The organism is Pasteurella dagmatis (assembly GCF_900186835.1).
GTDB classification, from domain to species: domain Bacteria; phylum Pseudomonadota; class Gammaproteobacteria; order Enterobacterales; family Pasteurellaceae; genus Pasteurella; species Pasteurella dagmatis.
On the sequence record NZ_LT906448.1, the window covers coordinates 1871859 to 1887857 of the forward strand.

12 protein-coding genes are annotated in these 15999 nt (G+C 38.3%); 6 read left to right on the plus strand and 6 right to left on the minus strand.

From position 1 onward, the window contains the following. Positions 1-102: 102 nt before the first annotated feature. From cysE to CKV78_RS08520, 4 genes are all read right to left on the minus strand, one after another. Positions 103-903: a serine O-acetyltransferase gene (gene cysE / locus CKV78_RS08505; protein ID WP_005763883.1), complete on the minus strand. Its 801-nt coding sequence runs from the start codon at positions 901-903 to the stop codon at positions 103-105. A 27-nt stretch (positions 904-930) separates the two neighbouring features. After that, complete coding sequence (gene gpsA / locus CKV78_RS08510) at positions 931-1944, minus strand: NAD(P)H-dependent glycerol-3-phosphate dehydrogenase (protein ID WP_005763886.1); 1014 nt, start codon at positions 1942-1944, stop codon at positions 931-933. Positions 1945-2046: 102 nt separating this feature from the next. Further along, a complete protein-coding gene (gene secB / locus CKV78_RS08515; RefSeq protein ID WP_005763888.1) occupies positions 2047-2562 on the minus strand; it encodes a protein-export chaperone SecB in 516 nt (171 codons plus the stop codon). A 17-nt stretch (positions 2563-2579) separates the two neighbouring features. After that, the gene (locus tag CKV78_RS08520; RefSeq protein ID WP_005763891.1) at positions 2580-3020 is read right to left on the minus strand and encodes a rhodanese-like domain-containing protein; all 441 of its coding nucleotides are present in this window, start codon (positions 3018-3020) and stop codon (positions 2580-2582) included. Positions 3021-3245: 225 nt separating this feature from the next. Here CKV78_RS08520 and CKV78_RS08525 point away from each other — a divergent pair, with 225 nt between their 5' ends. After that, on the plus strand, positions 3246-4559 hold the full coding sequence (locus CKV78_RS08525) for an anaerobic C4-dicarboxylate transporter (protein ID WP_005763892.1): 1314 nt from the start codon (positions 3246-3248) through the stop codon (positions 4557-4559). Positions 4560-4753: 194 nt separating this feature from the next. On the opposite strand, the gene CKV78_RS08530 is transcribed toward CKV78_RS08525, so the two are convergent. Further along, positions 4754-6253: a helicase HerA-like C-terminal domain-containing protein gene (locus CKV78_RS08530; RefSeq protein ID WP_005763895.1), complete on the minus strand. Its 1500-nt coding sequence runs from the start codon at positions 6251-6253 to the stop codon at positions 4754-4756. Positions 6254-6513: 260 nt separating this feature from the next. Here CKV78_RS08530 and gyrB point away from each other — a divergent pair, with 260 nt between their 5' ends. The 5 genes from gyrB to CKV78_RS08555 all read left to right on the plus strand — a co-directional run bounded on the left by gyrB (position 6514) and on the right by CKV78_RS08555 (position 14098). After that, a complete protein-coding gene (gene gyrB / locus CKV78_RS08535; protein ID WP_005763899.1) occupies positions 6514-8934 on the plus strand; it encodes a DNA topoisomerase (ATP-hydrolyzing) subunit B in 2421 nt (806 codons plus the stop codon). Positions 8935-9008: 74 nt separating this feature from the next. Further along, positions 9009-9869, plus strand: coding sequence for a DMT family transporter (locus CKV78_RS08540; RefSeq protein ID WP_005763900.1), 861 nt, complete (start codon positions 9009-9011; stop codon positions 9867-9869). Between the two features lie 141 nt (positions 9870-10010). Next, a complete protein-coding gene (locus CKV78_RS08545; protein WP_005763901.1) occupies positions 10011-11774 on the plus strand; it encodes an ABC transporter ATP-binding protein/permease in 1764 nt (587 codons plus the stop codon). After that, positions 11767-13425, plus strand: coding sequence for a thiol reductant ABC exporter subunit CydC (gene cydC / locus CKV78_RS08550; RefSeq protein WP_005763903.1), 1659 nt, complete (start codon positions 11767-11769; stop codon positions 13423-13425). The genes CKV78_RS08545 and cydC overlap by 8 nt, the downstream gene beginning before the upstream one ends. A 175-nt stretch (positions 13426-13600) precedes the next feature. Then, a complete protein-coding gene (locus CKV78_RS08555; RefSeq protein WP_005763905.1) occupies positions 13601-14098 on the plus strand; it encodes a YbhB/YbcL family Raf kinase inhibitor-like protein in 498 nt (165 codons plus the stop codon). A gap of 116 nt (positions 14099-14214) precedes the next feature. On the opposite strand, the gene CKV78_RS08560 is transcribed toward CKV78_RS08555, so the two are convergent. Continuing rightward, entirely contained in the window at positions 14215-15957 is a 1743-nt protein-coding gene (locus tag CKV78_RS08560; RefSeq protein ID WP_050397011.1) for a DUF4153 domain-containing protein, read from the minus strand. Positions 15958-15999 lie beyond the last annotated feature (42 nt).

Sequence of the window (15999 nt, forward strand, 5' to 3'; positions counted from 1 at the left end):
TTTAATTCTAGTATTCTAAATACAGCTTCTATAAAAACAAAAACCTGTTTGAGAATTCCCAAGCAGGTTTTTTATAAAACTTTCAAAAAAATGAGCGCACTTTTAGATATTTAATGAGAAATCTTCATTTTCATTAAAGTATTGGTTCATTTCAAAAGCTGGCTTTGCCTGTTTGTCTTGTCCGATCACTCGTGCTGGCACACCTGCGACAGTTGCATATTCTGGTACAGCTCGCAAGACAACAGAATTTGCACCAATTTTTGCATACTTGCCAACTTCAATATTACCTAAAATCTTGGCTCCCGCACCGATCATCACACCTTCACGTACTTTTGGATGGCGATCACCTGTTTCTTTACCGGTTCCACCCAATGTCACACCTTGCAAAATAGATACATCATCTTCAATAACAGAGGTTTCACCTACAACAATCCCAGTTGCATGATCGAACATAATACCACAACCAATTCTTGCAGCAGGATGAATATCTACATCAAATGCCACAGAGATTTCATTTTGTAAATAAATTGCTAATGCCTTGCGTTGTTGCTTCCATAAATAATGGGTAATACGATAACTCTGTAGTGCATGGTAGCCTTTTAAATATAAAAGGGGTGTTGTCCACAATTCAACTGCTGGATCACGATGACGCACTGCACGAATATCGCAAGCTGCACTAGCAATAATATTCGGTTCCGCTTGATATGCTTCTTCAATAATTTCACGCAATGCAATAGCTGGCATAATTGGGTTTGCCAATTTGTTGGCTAAAATATAGCTTAAAGCGCTACCAAAATCATTGTGTTTTAAAATAGTCGAATGGAAAAAACTCGCCAACATTGGCTCATTTTCCACTAATTCTTTTGCCTCTTGACGGACATGACCCCATACTTCTACTGGCATATCATTATTTCCTGAATTATCTGTCTATTACTCGCCTTTACGCTCACGCGCTAATAAGCTTGCTGCTACTTCTTGTGCATTTTTCCCACAGAATAATACTTGGTAAACCTGCTCTGTAATCGGCATTTCAACTCCTTGACGTTGTGCCAATAAATAAGCTTCTTTTGCATTATAAAAACCTTCAACCACTTGTCCAATATTATCCATCGCAGTTTGTGCTGAAAAGCCTTGCCCAAGCATAATTCCAAAGCGACGGTTTCGTGATTGGTCATCGGTACAAGTTAACACTAAATCACCTAAACCCGACATTCCCATAAAAGTATTGGGATTCGCCCCCAAAGATACTCCTAAACGACTAATTTCTGCGATACCACGTGTGATTAATGCAGTTCTTGCATTGGCGCCAAAACCCATTCCATCTGACATCCCTGCACTAATTGCGATTACATTTTTAATTGCACCACCTAATTGTACGCCAATCATATCTTGATTGATATACACGCGGAAGTGCTTACTACAATGAATGCGAGCCTGAAACTCAAGAGCAAATTGCTCATTATTTGAAGCTAGCGCAATTGCAGTTGGCAAACCGGCTGCTAGCTCTTTAGCAAAAGTTGGACCGGAAAGAACGGCTAGCGGATATTGTATACCTAATTTCTCCTCGATCACTTCTTGTAAAAGGCGACCTGTATTACGCTCTAACCCTTTAGTTGCCCACGCAATACGATGATCTGGGCGTAAGTGCGGTTGAATTTTTTCAAGAACCTCACCAAATACATGACTTGGTACAACAATCAGAATATCACGAGATTTATGCAATGCACTTGCTAAGTCAAATTCAATATGTAGTGCATCAGGGAAAGTAACATTAGGTAAAAAAGTATCGTTTTGACGCGATTCACTCAAACGTAACATATGTTCAGGATTATGTCCCCATAAATAGGTTGGAAAACCATTTCGAGAAAAGGCAATTGCCAACGCCGTACCATAAGAACCCGCACCAAGAACTGTAATAGGGGAGGTTGCAACAGTCGTATTCATTTTAGACTCCTGACAATAGTAAGATGATAAAAGAATGTGCTAAAAATATGATATGACAAAAATTTTCGCTCTCAAAATGAGAGCGAAAAGTGTAGCTGGCTGCTAGTGAATTTCTTTGTTTTCTTCAGGGCTTTTTTCTGCCTGTTCTGCTTGTTCTTGGCGTTGTAAATAATCCATAAACAATGCATCAAAATTCACTGGGGAAAGATTTAATGCTGGAAATGTACCACGATTAACTAAGCTTGCCACTAATTCACGAGCATAAGGGAAAAGCATATTTGGGCATTGTGAAGTTAGGCAGTGTGCCATTTGAATATCTTCTAAACCACTGATAGTAAATATGCCAGCTTGTTTTACTTCACAGATAAATGCAACATCACCAGAGTCTTCTAATGTAGTTTCAACAGAGATATTTAAGCAAACTTCATATAAATCATCACCAATTTGTTTTGCTTCAGTGCTTAAATCAAAACCTAATTTAGGTTTCCATTCTTGTTGGAAAATATGTGGAAGATTTGGTGCTTCAAATGATACGTCTTTCACATAAATACGTTGAATTTGTAATACTGGCTGAACTTCTTGTTCTTCAGTGACTACTTCTTTGTTTTCTTCAGACATTTTTTCATCCTTATGACTTATTTTTTAATTAAAGGTAAGTTTGCTGAACGCCAGCCTGCGATACCTTCTTTTAAAGTATATACACGGCTAAACCCTTGTTTTGATAACAATTCAGCTGAGGCATTTGATGTTAAGCCCGTCGCACAAACTACAATTACTGGGGTTTCTTTATGATGTTCAATTTTACCCACATTATTATTTTTAATTTCTGTTGGAAGCACATTTACACTATTAATAATATGTCCACGCTGGAATTCATCAATAGTACGTAAATCCACGATAATGGCATCTTCATTATTTATTAAGCTCGTTGCTTCCGCATTGCTTACTATTTTAACTTTTGTTGTCGCTGCTTTAATAAAGGAATAAATCACAGTAAAAAATACAGCAAACCAACATACCACCATTAACGTATGGTTTTGGGCAAATTCTTTTGCCATGGGAATAAATTCTTGCATTTTTTTCTCAAGGTAAAGTTTCAAAATAAGGCTTTAAGTATAACCGCACTTTGAATATCTTTCAAAGAAAGTATTTCATTTTAATTGATCTATATTATGGATAGGCTACCCAATTATTGTTATGATTATCCAGCAATCTGAAAGGCAAAGGACATCTATTTTCAGCTAAAACGGTATCCTCCACATCGGAGGATGTTCAATTTAATATAATCAAAAGGATATATTATGTTTCTTATTCAATTTGGCATAGTTTTACTCTGTATTCTAGTCGGTGCACGTATTGGTGGTATCGGACTTGGAGTTATGGGAGGTTTAGGTCTTGCTATTCTCTCTTTTGGGTTTGGTTTAAAACCAGCTGGCTTACCAATCGATGTTATGTTTATGATTATGGCGGTAGTGTCAGCTGCTGCTGCAATGCAAGCCTCTGGCGGTTTAGACTATATGATCAAAATCGCAACACGAATCTTGCGTAAAAATCCAAAACACATTACCTTTATGGCACCTGCAGTAACTTGGACATTCACTGTGTTAGCTGGTACAGGTCATGTAGCTTACTCCGTACTTCCCGTCATCGCTGAAGTAAGTCGTCATAATGGTATTCGCCCTGAACGCCCACTTTCAATGGCAGTAATCGCATCACAATTTGCAATTGTTGCAAGTCCAATCGCAGCTGCAGTTGTGGCAGTCGTAAACTATCTAGAACCACAAGGTATCACATTAGGTGACGTATTAGGTATTACAATTCCTGCCACTATTGCTGGTCTCTTCGTTGCTTGCTTATTTGTCAATAAAATGGGGAAAGAATTACACGAAGATCCAATCTATTTAGCTAAATTAAAAGATCCTGAATATGTGAAAGAAAGCCAAACACAATCGACTATCGGTGAGGGCGAGATTTCTAAAAACGCTAAAATTTCTGTAAGCATCTTCTTATTTGCTGCATTACTTGTTGTATTAATGGGTACATTCAAAGAATTACGCCCTGCCTTTGACGGCAAACCAATGGGCATGGCTCATACAATTGAAATCGTAATGTTATCTGCAGGTGCATTGATTATGCTTATCTGTAAACCTGATGGCACTGCAGTAACTAAAGGTTCTGTATTCCACGCAGGTATGCGTGCAGTTATCGCAATCTTCGGTATTGCGTGGTTAGGTGATACATTAATGCAAGCACACATTACTGAAGTAAAAGAATCAGTGAAATACCTTGTAGAAACAGCACCTTGGGCATTCGCATTCGCATTATTTGCACTTTCTGTATTAGTTAACAGCCAAGGGGCGACCGTTGCAACGTTATTCCCATTAGGTATCGCTTTAGGTATCCCTGCACCGATTCTTATTGGTACATTCGTTGCAGTGAATGGCTACTTCTTCATCCCTAACTATGGTCCAATCATTGCATCAATTGACTTTGATACCACCGGTACAACTCGCATTGGTAAATTTATTTTTAACCACAGCTTTATGTTACCGGGCTTATTAAGCATGGCATTCTGTTTAGCGTTCGGATTATTGTTCGCAAACCTTTTCCTATAAGCTTATCTTGTCTGGAATTCCCCTAAGTTTATATTCTCAAAACTTAGGGGATAAAGCTTAACTCATTGTCAATAAACTATATCGATTTGAATCCTAAAATTTACCAGTGATAAAATCAAAAAGCACATTTGTTTAGGTAAGGATTGAATCTAATAATAAAGGGCACTAAACAAAGTGCCCTTTTTATATTAGATTTATTTCTTCAATGCCCCTAAAATACCTCGCATAATTTGTTTGGTGACTTGGCTACGAATGCTTCGACCAACAGATTTTGCTACACCACTCACGATCTCCTCTGTTACAGTCAATTTCTCACCACGTTTTTTGCTACCGAAAATCATTCGGCTCAAACTACCCACTAAACCACTTTCTGCTTCTTGTTGTGCTTGTTCTGCTTGTTTTTGCGCAACAGCTGCTAAATCGGCTTGTTGGTTTAAAATCTCAAATGCAGATTCATTATCCACCAAATCACGATAGAAAGGATAAATGTCATCATCTTTTACCCAAGCATCACGATCTGCTGGAGAAATTGGTTTTAGCTGGCTTTTTGGTGGGAAAATATACGCAATTTCTACTGGTGACGGCATACCTTTTTCATCTAAGAATGACACCAAAGCTTGTCCCACACCGAGCGTTGTAATGGTTTCTGTCACATTGATTTTTGGATTGATTCGGAACGTTTCTGCTGCCGCTTTTACCGCTTTCTGATCACGTGGTGTAAATGCTCGCAAAGCATGTTGCACACGATTACCTAACTGACCTAACACTGTATCTGGTAAATCAAGCGGGTTTTGTGTCACAAAATACACGCCTACGCCTTTAGAACGAATTAAACGCACCACTTGTTCGACTTTGTCTACCAATACAGCTGGCGCACCGTCAAATAATAAATGGGCTTCATCAAAGAACATCACAAATTTTGGTTTTTCAGGATCACCCACTTCAGGCAAATTTTCAAATAACTCTGACATTAACCATAATAAAAACGCACTATACATTCTCGGAGAGTTAATTAATTTTTCAGAGTTTAATACGTTGATCACCCCTCGACCATCACGGGTCTGTAACCAATCTTCTAAATTTAATGCAGGCTCACCAAATAAATTTGCAGCCCCTTCATTTTCAAGAGTCAGTAATGCACGTTGGATTGCTCCTACACTTGCCGCCGATACGTTACCATATTCCACTTGGAACGTTTTGGCATTGTCTGCCACATATTTCAGCATTGCACGCAGATCTTTTAAATCGATAAGCAATAAGCCTTTATCATCAGCTACACGGAATACTAAATTTAACAAACCTTCTTGTGTAGCATTAAGATTTAATAAGCGTGAAAGCAGTAGTGGTCCCATTTCTGAAATAGTAGTACGTAATGGAATACCACTTTCACCAAACACATCCCAGAACGACACAGGATAGCCACCTAAATAACTTTCTCCACCTAAATTAAACTGATCAATGCGTTCAGCAATTTTGCCTTGATATTGCCCCGCTTGAACTAAACCTGATAGGTCGCCTTTCACATCCACTAAAAAAACAGGCACACCATCATCACTGAATGCCTCTGCCATTTTGCGTAATGTAACGGTTTTTCCTGTCCCTGTTGCCCCCGCAATTAAACCGTGACGGTTTGCCATTTTTGCGGTAATACCGAGCTGTTGCCCCTGCTCAGTTTGTGAAAGAAGATATTGCATAGCTGTTTATCCTTAAAGAAAAAATGATCGATTCATAATAAGAAAAAAAGTGAATAGGGTCAAAAGATACCTGATATCATCACGTCATTTTTCTGGCTCAAACGCTTCTTCAAAATGACAGCACAAAATTCAGATAAAAACCCGATTTTATCGCCTTCCACCATTGAAATTTCTAAAAAATCGACCGCACTTATTCTTAGCTAATTTGTCAAAAATTTGCTATAATCTCATCGATTTTTTACGGTTAAAAGAGAGAGACAATGTCAAATAATACCCCTGAAAATTATGGTGCGAATAGTATTAAGGTCTTAAAAGGACTAGATGCGGTACGTAAACGTCCTGGTATGTACATTGGTGATACAGATGACGGTACAGGCTTACATCATATGGTTTTTGAAGTGGTGGATAACTCCATTGACGAAGCTTTAGCAGGCTATGCAAAAGATATTACAGTAACCATTCATACTGATAATTCGGTTTCTGTACAAGATGATGGTCGTGGAATTCCAGTTGATATTCACCCTGAAGAAGGCATTTCTGCAGCAGAAGTCATTATGACTGTATTACACGCAGGCGGTAAATTTGATGATAACTCGTATAAAGTGTCTGGCGGTTTGCATGGTGTAGGTGTATCGGTTGTAAACGCATTATCTGACAAATTACAATTAACTATTCGCCGTCAAGGCAAAGTCCACGAACAAATTTATCATTTAGGTGAACCTGAAGCACCATTAGCAGCCATTGGTGAAACGGATCAAACAGGTACATCTGTTCGCTTCTGGCCGAGTCCAACGATTTTCAATAATATTGAATTTGAATATGATATTTTGGCAAAACGCTTGCGTGAATTGTCATTCTTAAATTCAGGTGTATCGATCAAACTATTTGATAAACGTAACGATAGACAAGATCATTTCCATTATGAAGGCGGTATTCAAGCTTTCGTAGAATATTTAAACCGTAATAAAAATCCGATTCATCAAAAACCGTTCTATTTTTCGACCGAGAAAGACGGCATTGGTGTGGAAGTGTCAATGCAATGGAATGACAGCTTTAATGAAAATGTATATTGCTTCACAAATAACATTCCACAACGTGATGGTGGTACACATTTAGCCGGTTTCCGTGGTGCATTAACTCGTAGTTTAAATAACTATATGGAAAATGAGGGTCACAATAAAAAATCAAAAGTGGCAACCTCCGGTGACGATGCTCGTGAAGGTTTAGTGGCCATTATTTCAGTGAAAGTGCCTGATCCAAAATTCTCTTCACAAACTAAAGATAAATTAGTGTCTTCCGAAGTGAAAAGTGCCGTTGAGTCAGTAATGAATGAATATTTACAACAATATTTATTAGAAAATCCATCTGATGCCAAAATTATCGTAGGAAAAATTATTGATGCGGCTCGTGCGCGTGAAGCGGCACGTAAAGCGCGTGAAATGACACGTCGTAAAGGTGCATTAGATTTAGGTGGTTTACCGGGCAAATTAGCTGACTGTCAAGAACGTGACCCAGCATTATCTGAATTGTATCTGGTGGAGGGTGACTCTGCAGGCGGTTCAGCAAAACAAGGGCGTAACCGTAAAAACCAAGCGATTTTGCCATTAAAAGGAAAAATTTTAAACGTAGAAAAAGCACGTTTCGACAAAATGTTATCGTCTGCAGAAGTTGGTACATTAATTACCGCACTTGGCTGTGGTATTGGTCGTGATGAATATAACCCGGAGAAATTGCGTTATCACAGTATTATTATTATGACCGATGCGGACGTGGATGGTGCACATATTCGTACTTTATTGTTGACATTCTTCTATCGCCAAATGCCAGAGTTGATTGAACGTGGGCATGTTTATATTGCACAACCACCTTTATATAAAGTGAAAAAAGGCAAACAAGAGCAATACATCAAAGACGATGAAGCAATGGTACAATATGAGGTGGCACTTGCGTTAGAAAATGCTGCACTTTATGTGAATGCAAATGCACCTGCGATGAATGGTTTAGCGTTGGAAAATTTAGTGTCTGAATATAATGCGGTACACAAAATGATTGGCCGATTGACCCGTCATTATCCTGAAACTGTATTAAAAGAGCTAATTTACCACCCAGAATTGACTACCGAATTAATGGCACAAGAAAGTGCGGTCGATATTTGGGCAAAATCGTTAGTTGAAAAATTAGTGGCGAAAGAAAGCAATGGTAATCATTATAGCTATCGCACAGTATTTAACAGCGAACGCCATTTATATGAAGCTGTATTAACTGTACGCACACACGGCATAGATACTGATTACTTCTTGAACTTCCAATTTGCGACAGGCAGCGAATATGGTCGTATAATGAAATTGGGCAAACAGCTTTTTGGCTTAATTGAGGAAGGCGCATACATTATGCGTGGCGAGCGTAAACTTGAGATTACATCATTTGAACAGGCCGTTGAATGGCTAGTGAAAGAGTCTCGTCGTGGCTTAATGGTACAGCGTTATAAAGGCTTAGGTGAAATGAACCCTGAGCAACTTTGGGAAACCACAATGGATCCAAACGCACGCCGTATGCTAAAAGTATCAATTAAAGATGCGGTCGCAGCAGATCAATTATTCACCACGTTAATGGGCGATGAAGTTGAACCTCGTCGTGAATTTATCGAAAGCAACGCATTACACGCAAATTTAGATATTTAATCTCAAAATCTGCTTTTCATTTCATCAAGTGCGGTTAAAATAAATGCAATATTAACCGCACTTTTTATAATCGAATGCTATACCAAATCATTGCTATCTTTATTTGGGCAAGTTCTTTCGTTGCCGGCAAATATGCCTTCACAATGCTTGATCCTGTTCTAACCGTTCAAACTCGTTTAATCATCATATCTTTTCTCATCTTTCCTTTATTTCTGCGTCATTGGAAAAAAGTGGACAAAACAGTTCGCCCACAATTATGGTGGCTTGGTTTTCTTAATTACCCTGCAATTTTCTTATTACAATTCATTGGGTTACATTACACTTCAGCAGCCAGTGCAGCAACTATTATCGGCTTAGAGCCTTTACTCATCGTCTTTATGGGGCATTTCTTCTTCAAAGATAAAGCAGCTTGGTATCATTGGTTTTTCGGTGCAATGGCGTTTGCTGGGGTTGCGATTTTAATCGCAGGCGGCCGTAGTGAAGGGGAAATCACGTTATTTGGTTGCACACTCATTTTATTAGCAGGGTTACTTTTCGCCAGCTGTTTGCGTTGGACAAAATCGATGATCAGGCAAATTACTGCCACCGCCTACACCGCCATTTCAGTGGTGTTAGGCACTATCACTTGCTTACCTTTTACGCTGATTTTCACACAAAATTGGGATATTCACTTCAACTGGCAAGGGTTGCTCGGTTTACTTTATCTTGCGATTTTTTGTAGCTGGATTGCCTACTGGCTCTGGAATAAAGGACTCAATTCCACCAACACCAATTTAAGTGGATTATTGACCGCACTTGAGCCAATTTTTGGCGTGGCTTTGGCAATCTTGTTACTTGGTGAGACTATTTCATTGCTATCTTGGTTCGGTATTTTGATCATCATTATAGCTACTGTGATTGCCAGTATGATGCCTAGATTTGTATCAAAAAAATAACCCTTTTGTTTATCTAAAAAATGACGGTGTATTCTATAAAATATACCGTTTTTTCTATTTATTTTTAATAAATCCCATTCTCATCTATGTTAAAATAGCGCATTTGAAATTCACCTAAGCTTTTTTAAGGACAAACCTTTTATGATGATCGATAAACGATTAATTAACACGGTATCCGACAGTAAAAAATGGGTCGCCAAAACAGTGTTATGGAACTGGGTTGCGCTAGTAGCGAGCATAGTAAGTGCGGTCATTTTTGCGCTGTGTTTAGAACAAGCATTTGAGCAAACATTAACACTTGGCACATTGTTTAGCTATGCAATTAACTTAGTTGTAGCCCTTGCAATACGCGCTTTTGCAGGCAAGATGTCAGTGAAAGCGTCTTATCAAGCCAGTACCAATGTTAAACATGAATTGCGTACGCTTATTTTCCAAAAATTAGCTGCAATGCCGTTAAATCAAGTCAACCAACAATCTACTTCATCAATTATCCAAGTGGCATCAGAAGGGGTGGAGCAACTAGAAATCTATTTTGGTCGCTATTTACCACAACTGTTTTACAGCCTGCTAGCACCATTAACCTTATTTATTTTCCTTGTTTGGTTTAATGCGCCAACTGCGTTAATTTTATTAGTTTGTGTCCCCTTAATTCCAATGTCGATCATCGCAGTAAATAAAATTGCGAAACGTTTATTACATAAATATTGGTCAATTTATGTGGGCTTAGGCAGCAGCTTCTTAGATAACTTGCAAGGTTTGATCACTTTAAAAATCTATCAAGATGATGACTACAAAGCGAAACAAATGGATATTGAAGCGGAAAAATTCCGTACCATTACAATGAAAGTACTCACCATGCAGCTCAACTCCGTATCCTTGATGGACTTATTGGCTTACGGTGGTGCGGCAATCGGTATTTTAACCGCACTTCTACAATTCCAATCAGATAATTTAGGCATTTTCGGTGTGATTTTATTTATCTTATTGGCTTCAGAATTCTTTATCCCATTGCGTTTGCTTGGCTCGTTCTTCCATGTAGCAATGAACGGCAAAGCTGCCTCAGACAAAATTTTCACGTTATTAGATACACCAGTAGAAACCAACGAAAGTGCGGTAGATTTTAGAGCAGAAAATCAAGTTCAAGTGGATATCCAAAATTTACACTTTGCCTATAACGCTGAAAAACAAGCGATTAATGGTTTAGATTTAACGATTCAACCAAAACAATTAACCGTTTTTGTGGGTAAAAGTGGCTGCGGTAAATCCACTTTAGTGTCCTTATTAATGGGCTTCCACAAAGCACAGCAAGGCAAGATTTTATTCAATGGACAAGAAATCCAAGACCTTGATCGCCACTCGTTCTATCGTCACGTGTCATTAGTCAGTCACAACTCTTATGTGTTCAAAGGCACCTTGCGTGAAAATATGTTAATGGCGAACTTAAACGCCACAGATGAACAAATTTACGATGTGTTAGAACAAGTTAACCTTGCCAACTTTGTGCGTGAAAATGGCGGTTTAGATATGGCATTGTTAAGCCGTGGCAGTAACTTATCTGGCGGACAAATTCAACGTTTAGCCCTTGCGCGCGCCTTATTACACAACGCAAATTTCTACATTTTCGATGAAGCCACCAGCAACATTGATGTGGAAAGCGAAGAAATTATTTTGAGTTTCATTCAACGTTTAAAAGCAGAAAAAACTATTGTGATGATTTCCCACCGTTTAGCAAATGCCGTCAAAGCGGATCAAATTTATGTATTACAACAAGGAGTATTAGCAGAGCAAGGCAACCACGAAAGTTTAATGGCGGCAAATGGCATTTATGCGGAAATGTTCAATCAACAACGCAACTTAGAGAATATCCGCGAAAATACTCGCAACGGAGGGCAACAATATGCGTAAAAATGGTTTTGCCATTATGTGGCAATTATTGAAGTTAGTGACACCATTAGCCCATATTATGAGCTTCACCATTATTATGGGAGTACTTGGTTTTTTAGCTGCTATCTTCATTATGGTGCTTGGTGCGATGGGCTTATCTAACTTATTGGATTTCCCAACGCATCTCAGTTTTTCGCAAATTTTGACCGCACTTATCGTCTTAGCGGTAGCACGCGGCATCTTACGCTACCTTGAACAAATGTCAGGGCATTACATTGCGTTCAAATTGTTAGCCTTATTACGTGATAAAGTGTTCACTGCCTTGCGTAAACTAGCATTTGTGAAATTACAGGGTAAGCAATCAGGGCAATTATTATCATTAGTGACCAATGACATTGAATTGTTAGAAGTGTTCTATGCACACACTATCGCCCCAATTATGATTGCATTCTTAACCTCAAGCTTTTTATTGGCAGTGTTTACGCACATTTCTTTGTGGTTTACGCTAATTGCATTTTTAGCCTATATCACCATTGGTTTAATTCTACCAATTATCACGACAAAAATGGCCCGTGAAGACGGGCGTATTTACCGTGAGCTCGTAGGTGAAATGAACGATTATTTTCTCGATAGCATTCGTGGAATGAAAGAATTGCAACTGTTTGGTAATGAAAAAGAGCGTTTGGCTGGCATTCACCAACGTAGTGAAAAAATCGACCAAGCCTTTTTAAAAATCAAACAACAAGAAGGTAAAGTGCGTTCTTATACAGAAATTGCGGTTTCTGCTTTCAATATCCTGATTTTAATCGCTGGCGTAGTGCTATATTTGAATCAACAAATCAACTTTGCAGGTTTATTAATCGCAGTGATTCTATTGATGTCCAGCTATGGGCCTGTGATTGCGTTAAGTAATTTGTCTAATAACTTATTGCAAACCCTAGCCAGTGGTGAGCGTGTACTGGGTTTATTAGCCGAAGAACCGCACTTAAAAGACGTGGTGAAAGGCGTTGATTTAACCGATGCGAACCAACTTGATGTTGAACATTTAAGTTTTGCTTATGATAACGAACAAATCCTTTCAAATGTGAATTTACGTTTAACTAAAGGCGAAATTTTAGGTATTCATGGACGTAGTGGCAGTGGCAAAAGTACTTTATTGAAATTGATTATGCGTTTTTACGACCCTCAATCAGGGACAATCCGCATCAATGGCAAAGATTTAAAAGAAATTAATACCCTCAGCTTGCGTGATAATATCGCTTACATCACCCAACAAACCTATATTTTCAATGAAACCATCTATGAAAATATTTTGATGGCTGATCGCCGTGCAAGCAAAGAACAAGTAATTGAAGCCGCGAAAAAAGCTTCAATTCACGACTTTATTATGAGCTTACCAGAAGGTTATGACACTAAAGTCACCGAGCTAGGCAGTAATTTATCGGACGGTGAAAAACAACGTATCGGCATTGCCCGTGCGTTCTTGCACAATGCGCCAATTATCTTACTGGATGAGCCAACCAGTAACTTAGACAGCTTAAACGAAGCGATTATTTTGCAGTCATTGCTCAATGTGAAATCGGAAAAACTAATTGTATTAGTCAGCCACCGTGCTTCAACAATGGCAATCTGCGATCAAGTGATTCATATTGAGAACGGACGAATGTCGTAAGCTCACGCTATTCTTTACTCTCAATCCCTGAACATTAAGTGCGGTCTGTTTTTTCAAAATTTCTAAAAAATCGACCGCACTTTTCTTTTCCTTAAATACAAATAATCTAGCGAAATTTTCATCAATTCCAGTTATAGTAGAAAGTGCCTGTTTAACTACAAACTAAGGAGAAATGATGAAAGTCACCAGTTCAGCCATTAAAAATGGGGCATTTGAAGACAAATACGGTAAGCGAGGTAGTCAATTTAGCCCAAATGGTATGCCAACTTATTCTATCCCGTTTGAAATTAGCGGTGCGCCTGAAGGGACAGAGTCTTTTGCAGCCGTGTTAGAAGATAAAGATGCGATTACGGCGAGTGGTTTCGTTTGGATTCATTGGTTAATCGCTAATTTAGAGCGTACTTCTGTGCAAGAAAATGAAAGTTTAACTGCGACTGATTATGTGCAAGGGGCAAACTCGTGGGCAAGCGTGTTAGGTAAATTTGATATTGCTGAAGCCTCTGTTTATGGTGGAATGGCACCGCCAAACTGCTTGCACCGTTACGAATTGATCGTCTATGCGCTTGATTGCAAATTAGACCTAAAAGCTGGTTTCCGTTTTAATGATCTGCACTTTGCAATGCAAGGGCATGTTTTAGATCAAGCGGTAGTAATGGGCACTTATGACGTGTAGCCTTTGCTCACAAAATTCATAAAAAATTGACCGCACTTTGAGTCACAATAAAAAAGACAGCATTATTTTCTCAAGCAATGCTGTCTTTTCGTTTCAGATCACGACATTTTCATTCATCATTTAGGGGACAAATAAAACTCAATATAACCGCCTTGATATACATAACCTTTGATATCACCGTGTGTTTCATACACAAAATCAATATCGCGGAAAATCAGCAAGCCACCATCTTCAGTTGGGACTTTCGTCAATTGAGGGGATAGCTGGCGTAATTCATCCTCGTCATATTTTTTATGGATATCAAACCCAGCTTGAGCGAACACATCCACAAAATAACTTTCATTGAAAGCATATTGATAGCCCGAATCTTCGTCAGTGAGTGCAAACTTACGATCAAATAAACTGGCTTTTTCTTCTTCAGAAAGTTCCTCTTTGCCTTCTAAGTTTGAAGCGCTGTACCCATTGATAATATAAAGTTTTTTATATTTTTGGATATCCAATGGCATTTTCTTCGCGTTTGTTTCTGAGCCACTGTAAGCATAGAAAGTCAGCCTTACACGCTCATCTTGGTTGTCATCAGCATAAATGACTCTTTCATAATAAATTTTTGCCAAATGCTCGAGGTCTTTTCTACCGTATTTGGCAATCGCCTCTGGGTTATTGAGAATATAAGGATAAATAATATCGTTCAGCTGTGAAAATTTACTTGCCTGTTCAGTTGTGACTTTTTTGCCGAAATGCTTTTCATACATTTTTTTATCCAGTTTGTTCGTCTCATCTAACAAATCAAGATCTTGTAATAACTGTTCAAAGCGTGCTAACTGGCTTTTATCGACAAATGTTTTTGGTGAACCAACAATAAAGGCAAAGAAAATCACAACGGCGGTCATCAGTGTAAACCAACGGTATTGATGCAATTTTTTACTTAATGAACATAAGATAAAAATCGACAACAATGTAGCAATAATCACCAATAAAAAACGTGCTTCAGTTAGCCCATAAGTGCTAACTCTGGCGTAAATACCTACCCACAATAAGCCCAACGGGGCAATCGCAAGATAGGTGAAATAGCGATAAAACGCTTGCCATTTTGGTTGCGTTAACATTGCGTGCAAGGCAATACACAACAAGCCTAAAGAAAGATAGAAAACAATAATGTACGCCAATCCACCTTGTGGCAGAGAGGACGTCAGCACAATTTTGCCAAGATAGATATATACGATTAGGGTATAAATCATCACCAATGGCGAAAGCACATAATTAATAATTAACTCAATTTCATAACGAAACTGGATTTTTTCATCAGTAGTGTTTCTGCTTTCAAACAATAAAAATAAGATCGGAGCAAAAAAGATCTGAGTAAAAATCGTAGTTTGCTTAGCAACATGATTGATGACTTCAATATTAAATAAATATTCCACGCTGGAATAAATCATTAACAATGCAAAATTAATCACTAATGCAATAAACACTGCAAAGCATAATTGCACTAATCTTGTCATTGCGAGATAAACAAAAGCTCGATTGTCTTTCAGCAGTGGATAAGTCAAAAACAACAAGAAGTGGATTGTAAGCAAGCCAAAATAGGCTGAGTTATCATAAATCGCAGTTGCACTAAATTTAAAAAATAAGGTGACGGCAATAGAGTAGGCAACAGCGATCCAAGAGCCATAAGGGAATTTTTTCAGTAAAAAAGCAGCAGAGAAATAAATTGGGAATAAAAACGTATAAATTGAAAGTATAGCAAAATTATGATTGTCTAACCATAAAGAGAAAATTGAGCTTACCCAAATAACCGCCATTTCTAATGGATAATATTGGTGTAATTGCCTGATTTTATCTAGAAAATGCCGCCACATATTCATTACTCCTTAAATTAATCAATAACGATTACATTCTAA

Coding starts and splice junctions, on each gene's coding strand:
- CKV78_RS08530 (WP_005763895.1), bottom strand. CDS start 6,253: ATGCAATATCTTCTTTCACAAACTGAGCAGGGGCAACAGCTCGGTATT.
- gpsA (WP_005763886.1), bottom strand. CDS start 1,944: ATGAATACGACTGTTGCAACCTCCCCTATTACAGTTCTTGGTGCGGGT.
- CKV78_RS08540 (WP_005763900.1), top strand. CDS start 9,009: ATGCTATACCAAATCATTGCTATCTTTATTTGGGCAAGTTCTTTCGTT.
- CKV78_RS08555 (WP_005763905.1), top strand. CDS start 13,601: ATGAAAGTCACCAGTTCAGCCATTAAAAATGGGGCATTTGAAGACAAA.
- cydC (WP_005763903.1), top strand. CDS start 11,767: ATGCGTAAAAATGGTTTTGCCATTATGTGGCAATTATTGAAGTTAGTG.
- cysE (WP_005763883.1), bottom strand. CDS start 903: ATGCCAGTAGAAGTATGGGGTCATGTCCGTCAAGAGGCAAAAGAATTA.
- CKV78_RS08520 (WP_005763891.1), bottom strand. CDS start 3,020: ATGCAAGAATTTATTCCCATGGCAAAAGAATTTGCCCAAAACCATACG.
- CKV78_RS08560 (WP_050397011.1), bottom strand. CDS start 15,957: ATGTGGCGGCATTTTCTAGATAAAATCAGGCAATTACACCAATATTAT.
- CKV78_RS08545 (WP_005763901.1), top strand. CDS start 10,011: ATGATGATCGATAAACGATTAATTAACACGGTATCCGACAGTAAAAAA.
- secB (WP_005763888.1), bottom strand. CDS start 2,562: ATGTCTGAAGAAAACAAAGAAGTAGTCACTGAAGAACAAGAAGTTCAG.
- CKV78_RS08525 (WP_005763892.1), top strand. CDS start 3,246: ATGTTTCTTATTCAATTTGGCATAGTTTTACTCTGTATTCTAGTCGGT.
- gyrB (WP_005763899.1), top strand. CDS start 6,514: ATGTCAAATAATACCCCTGAAAATTATGGTGCGAATAGTATTAAGGTC.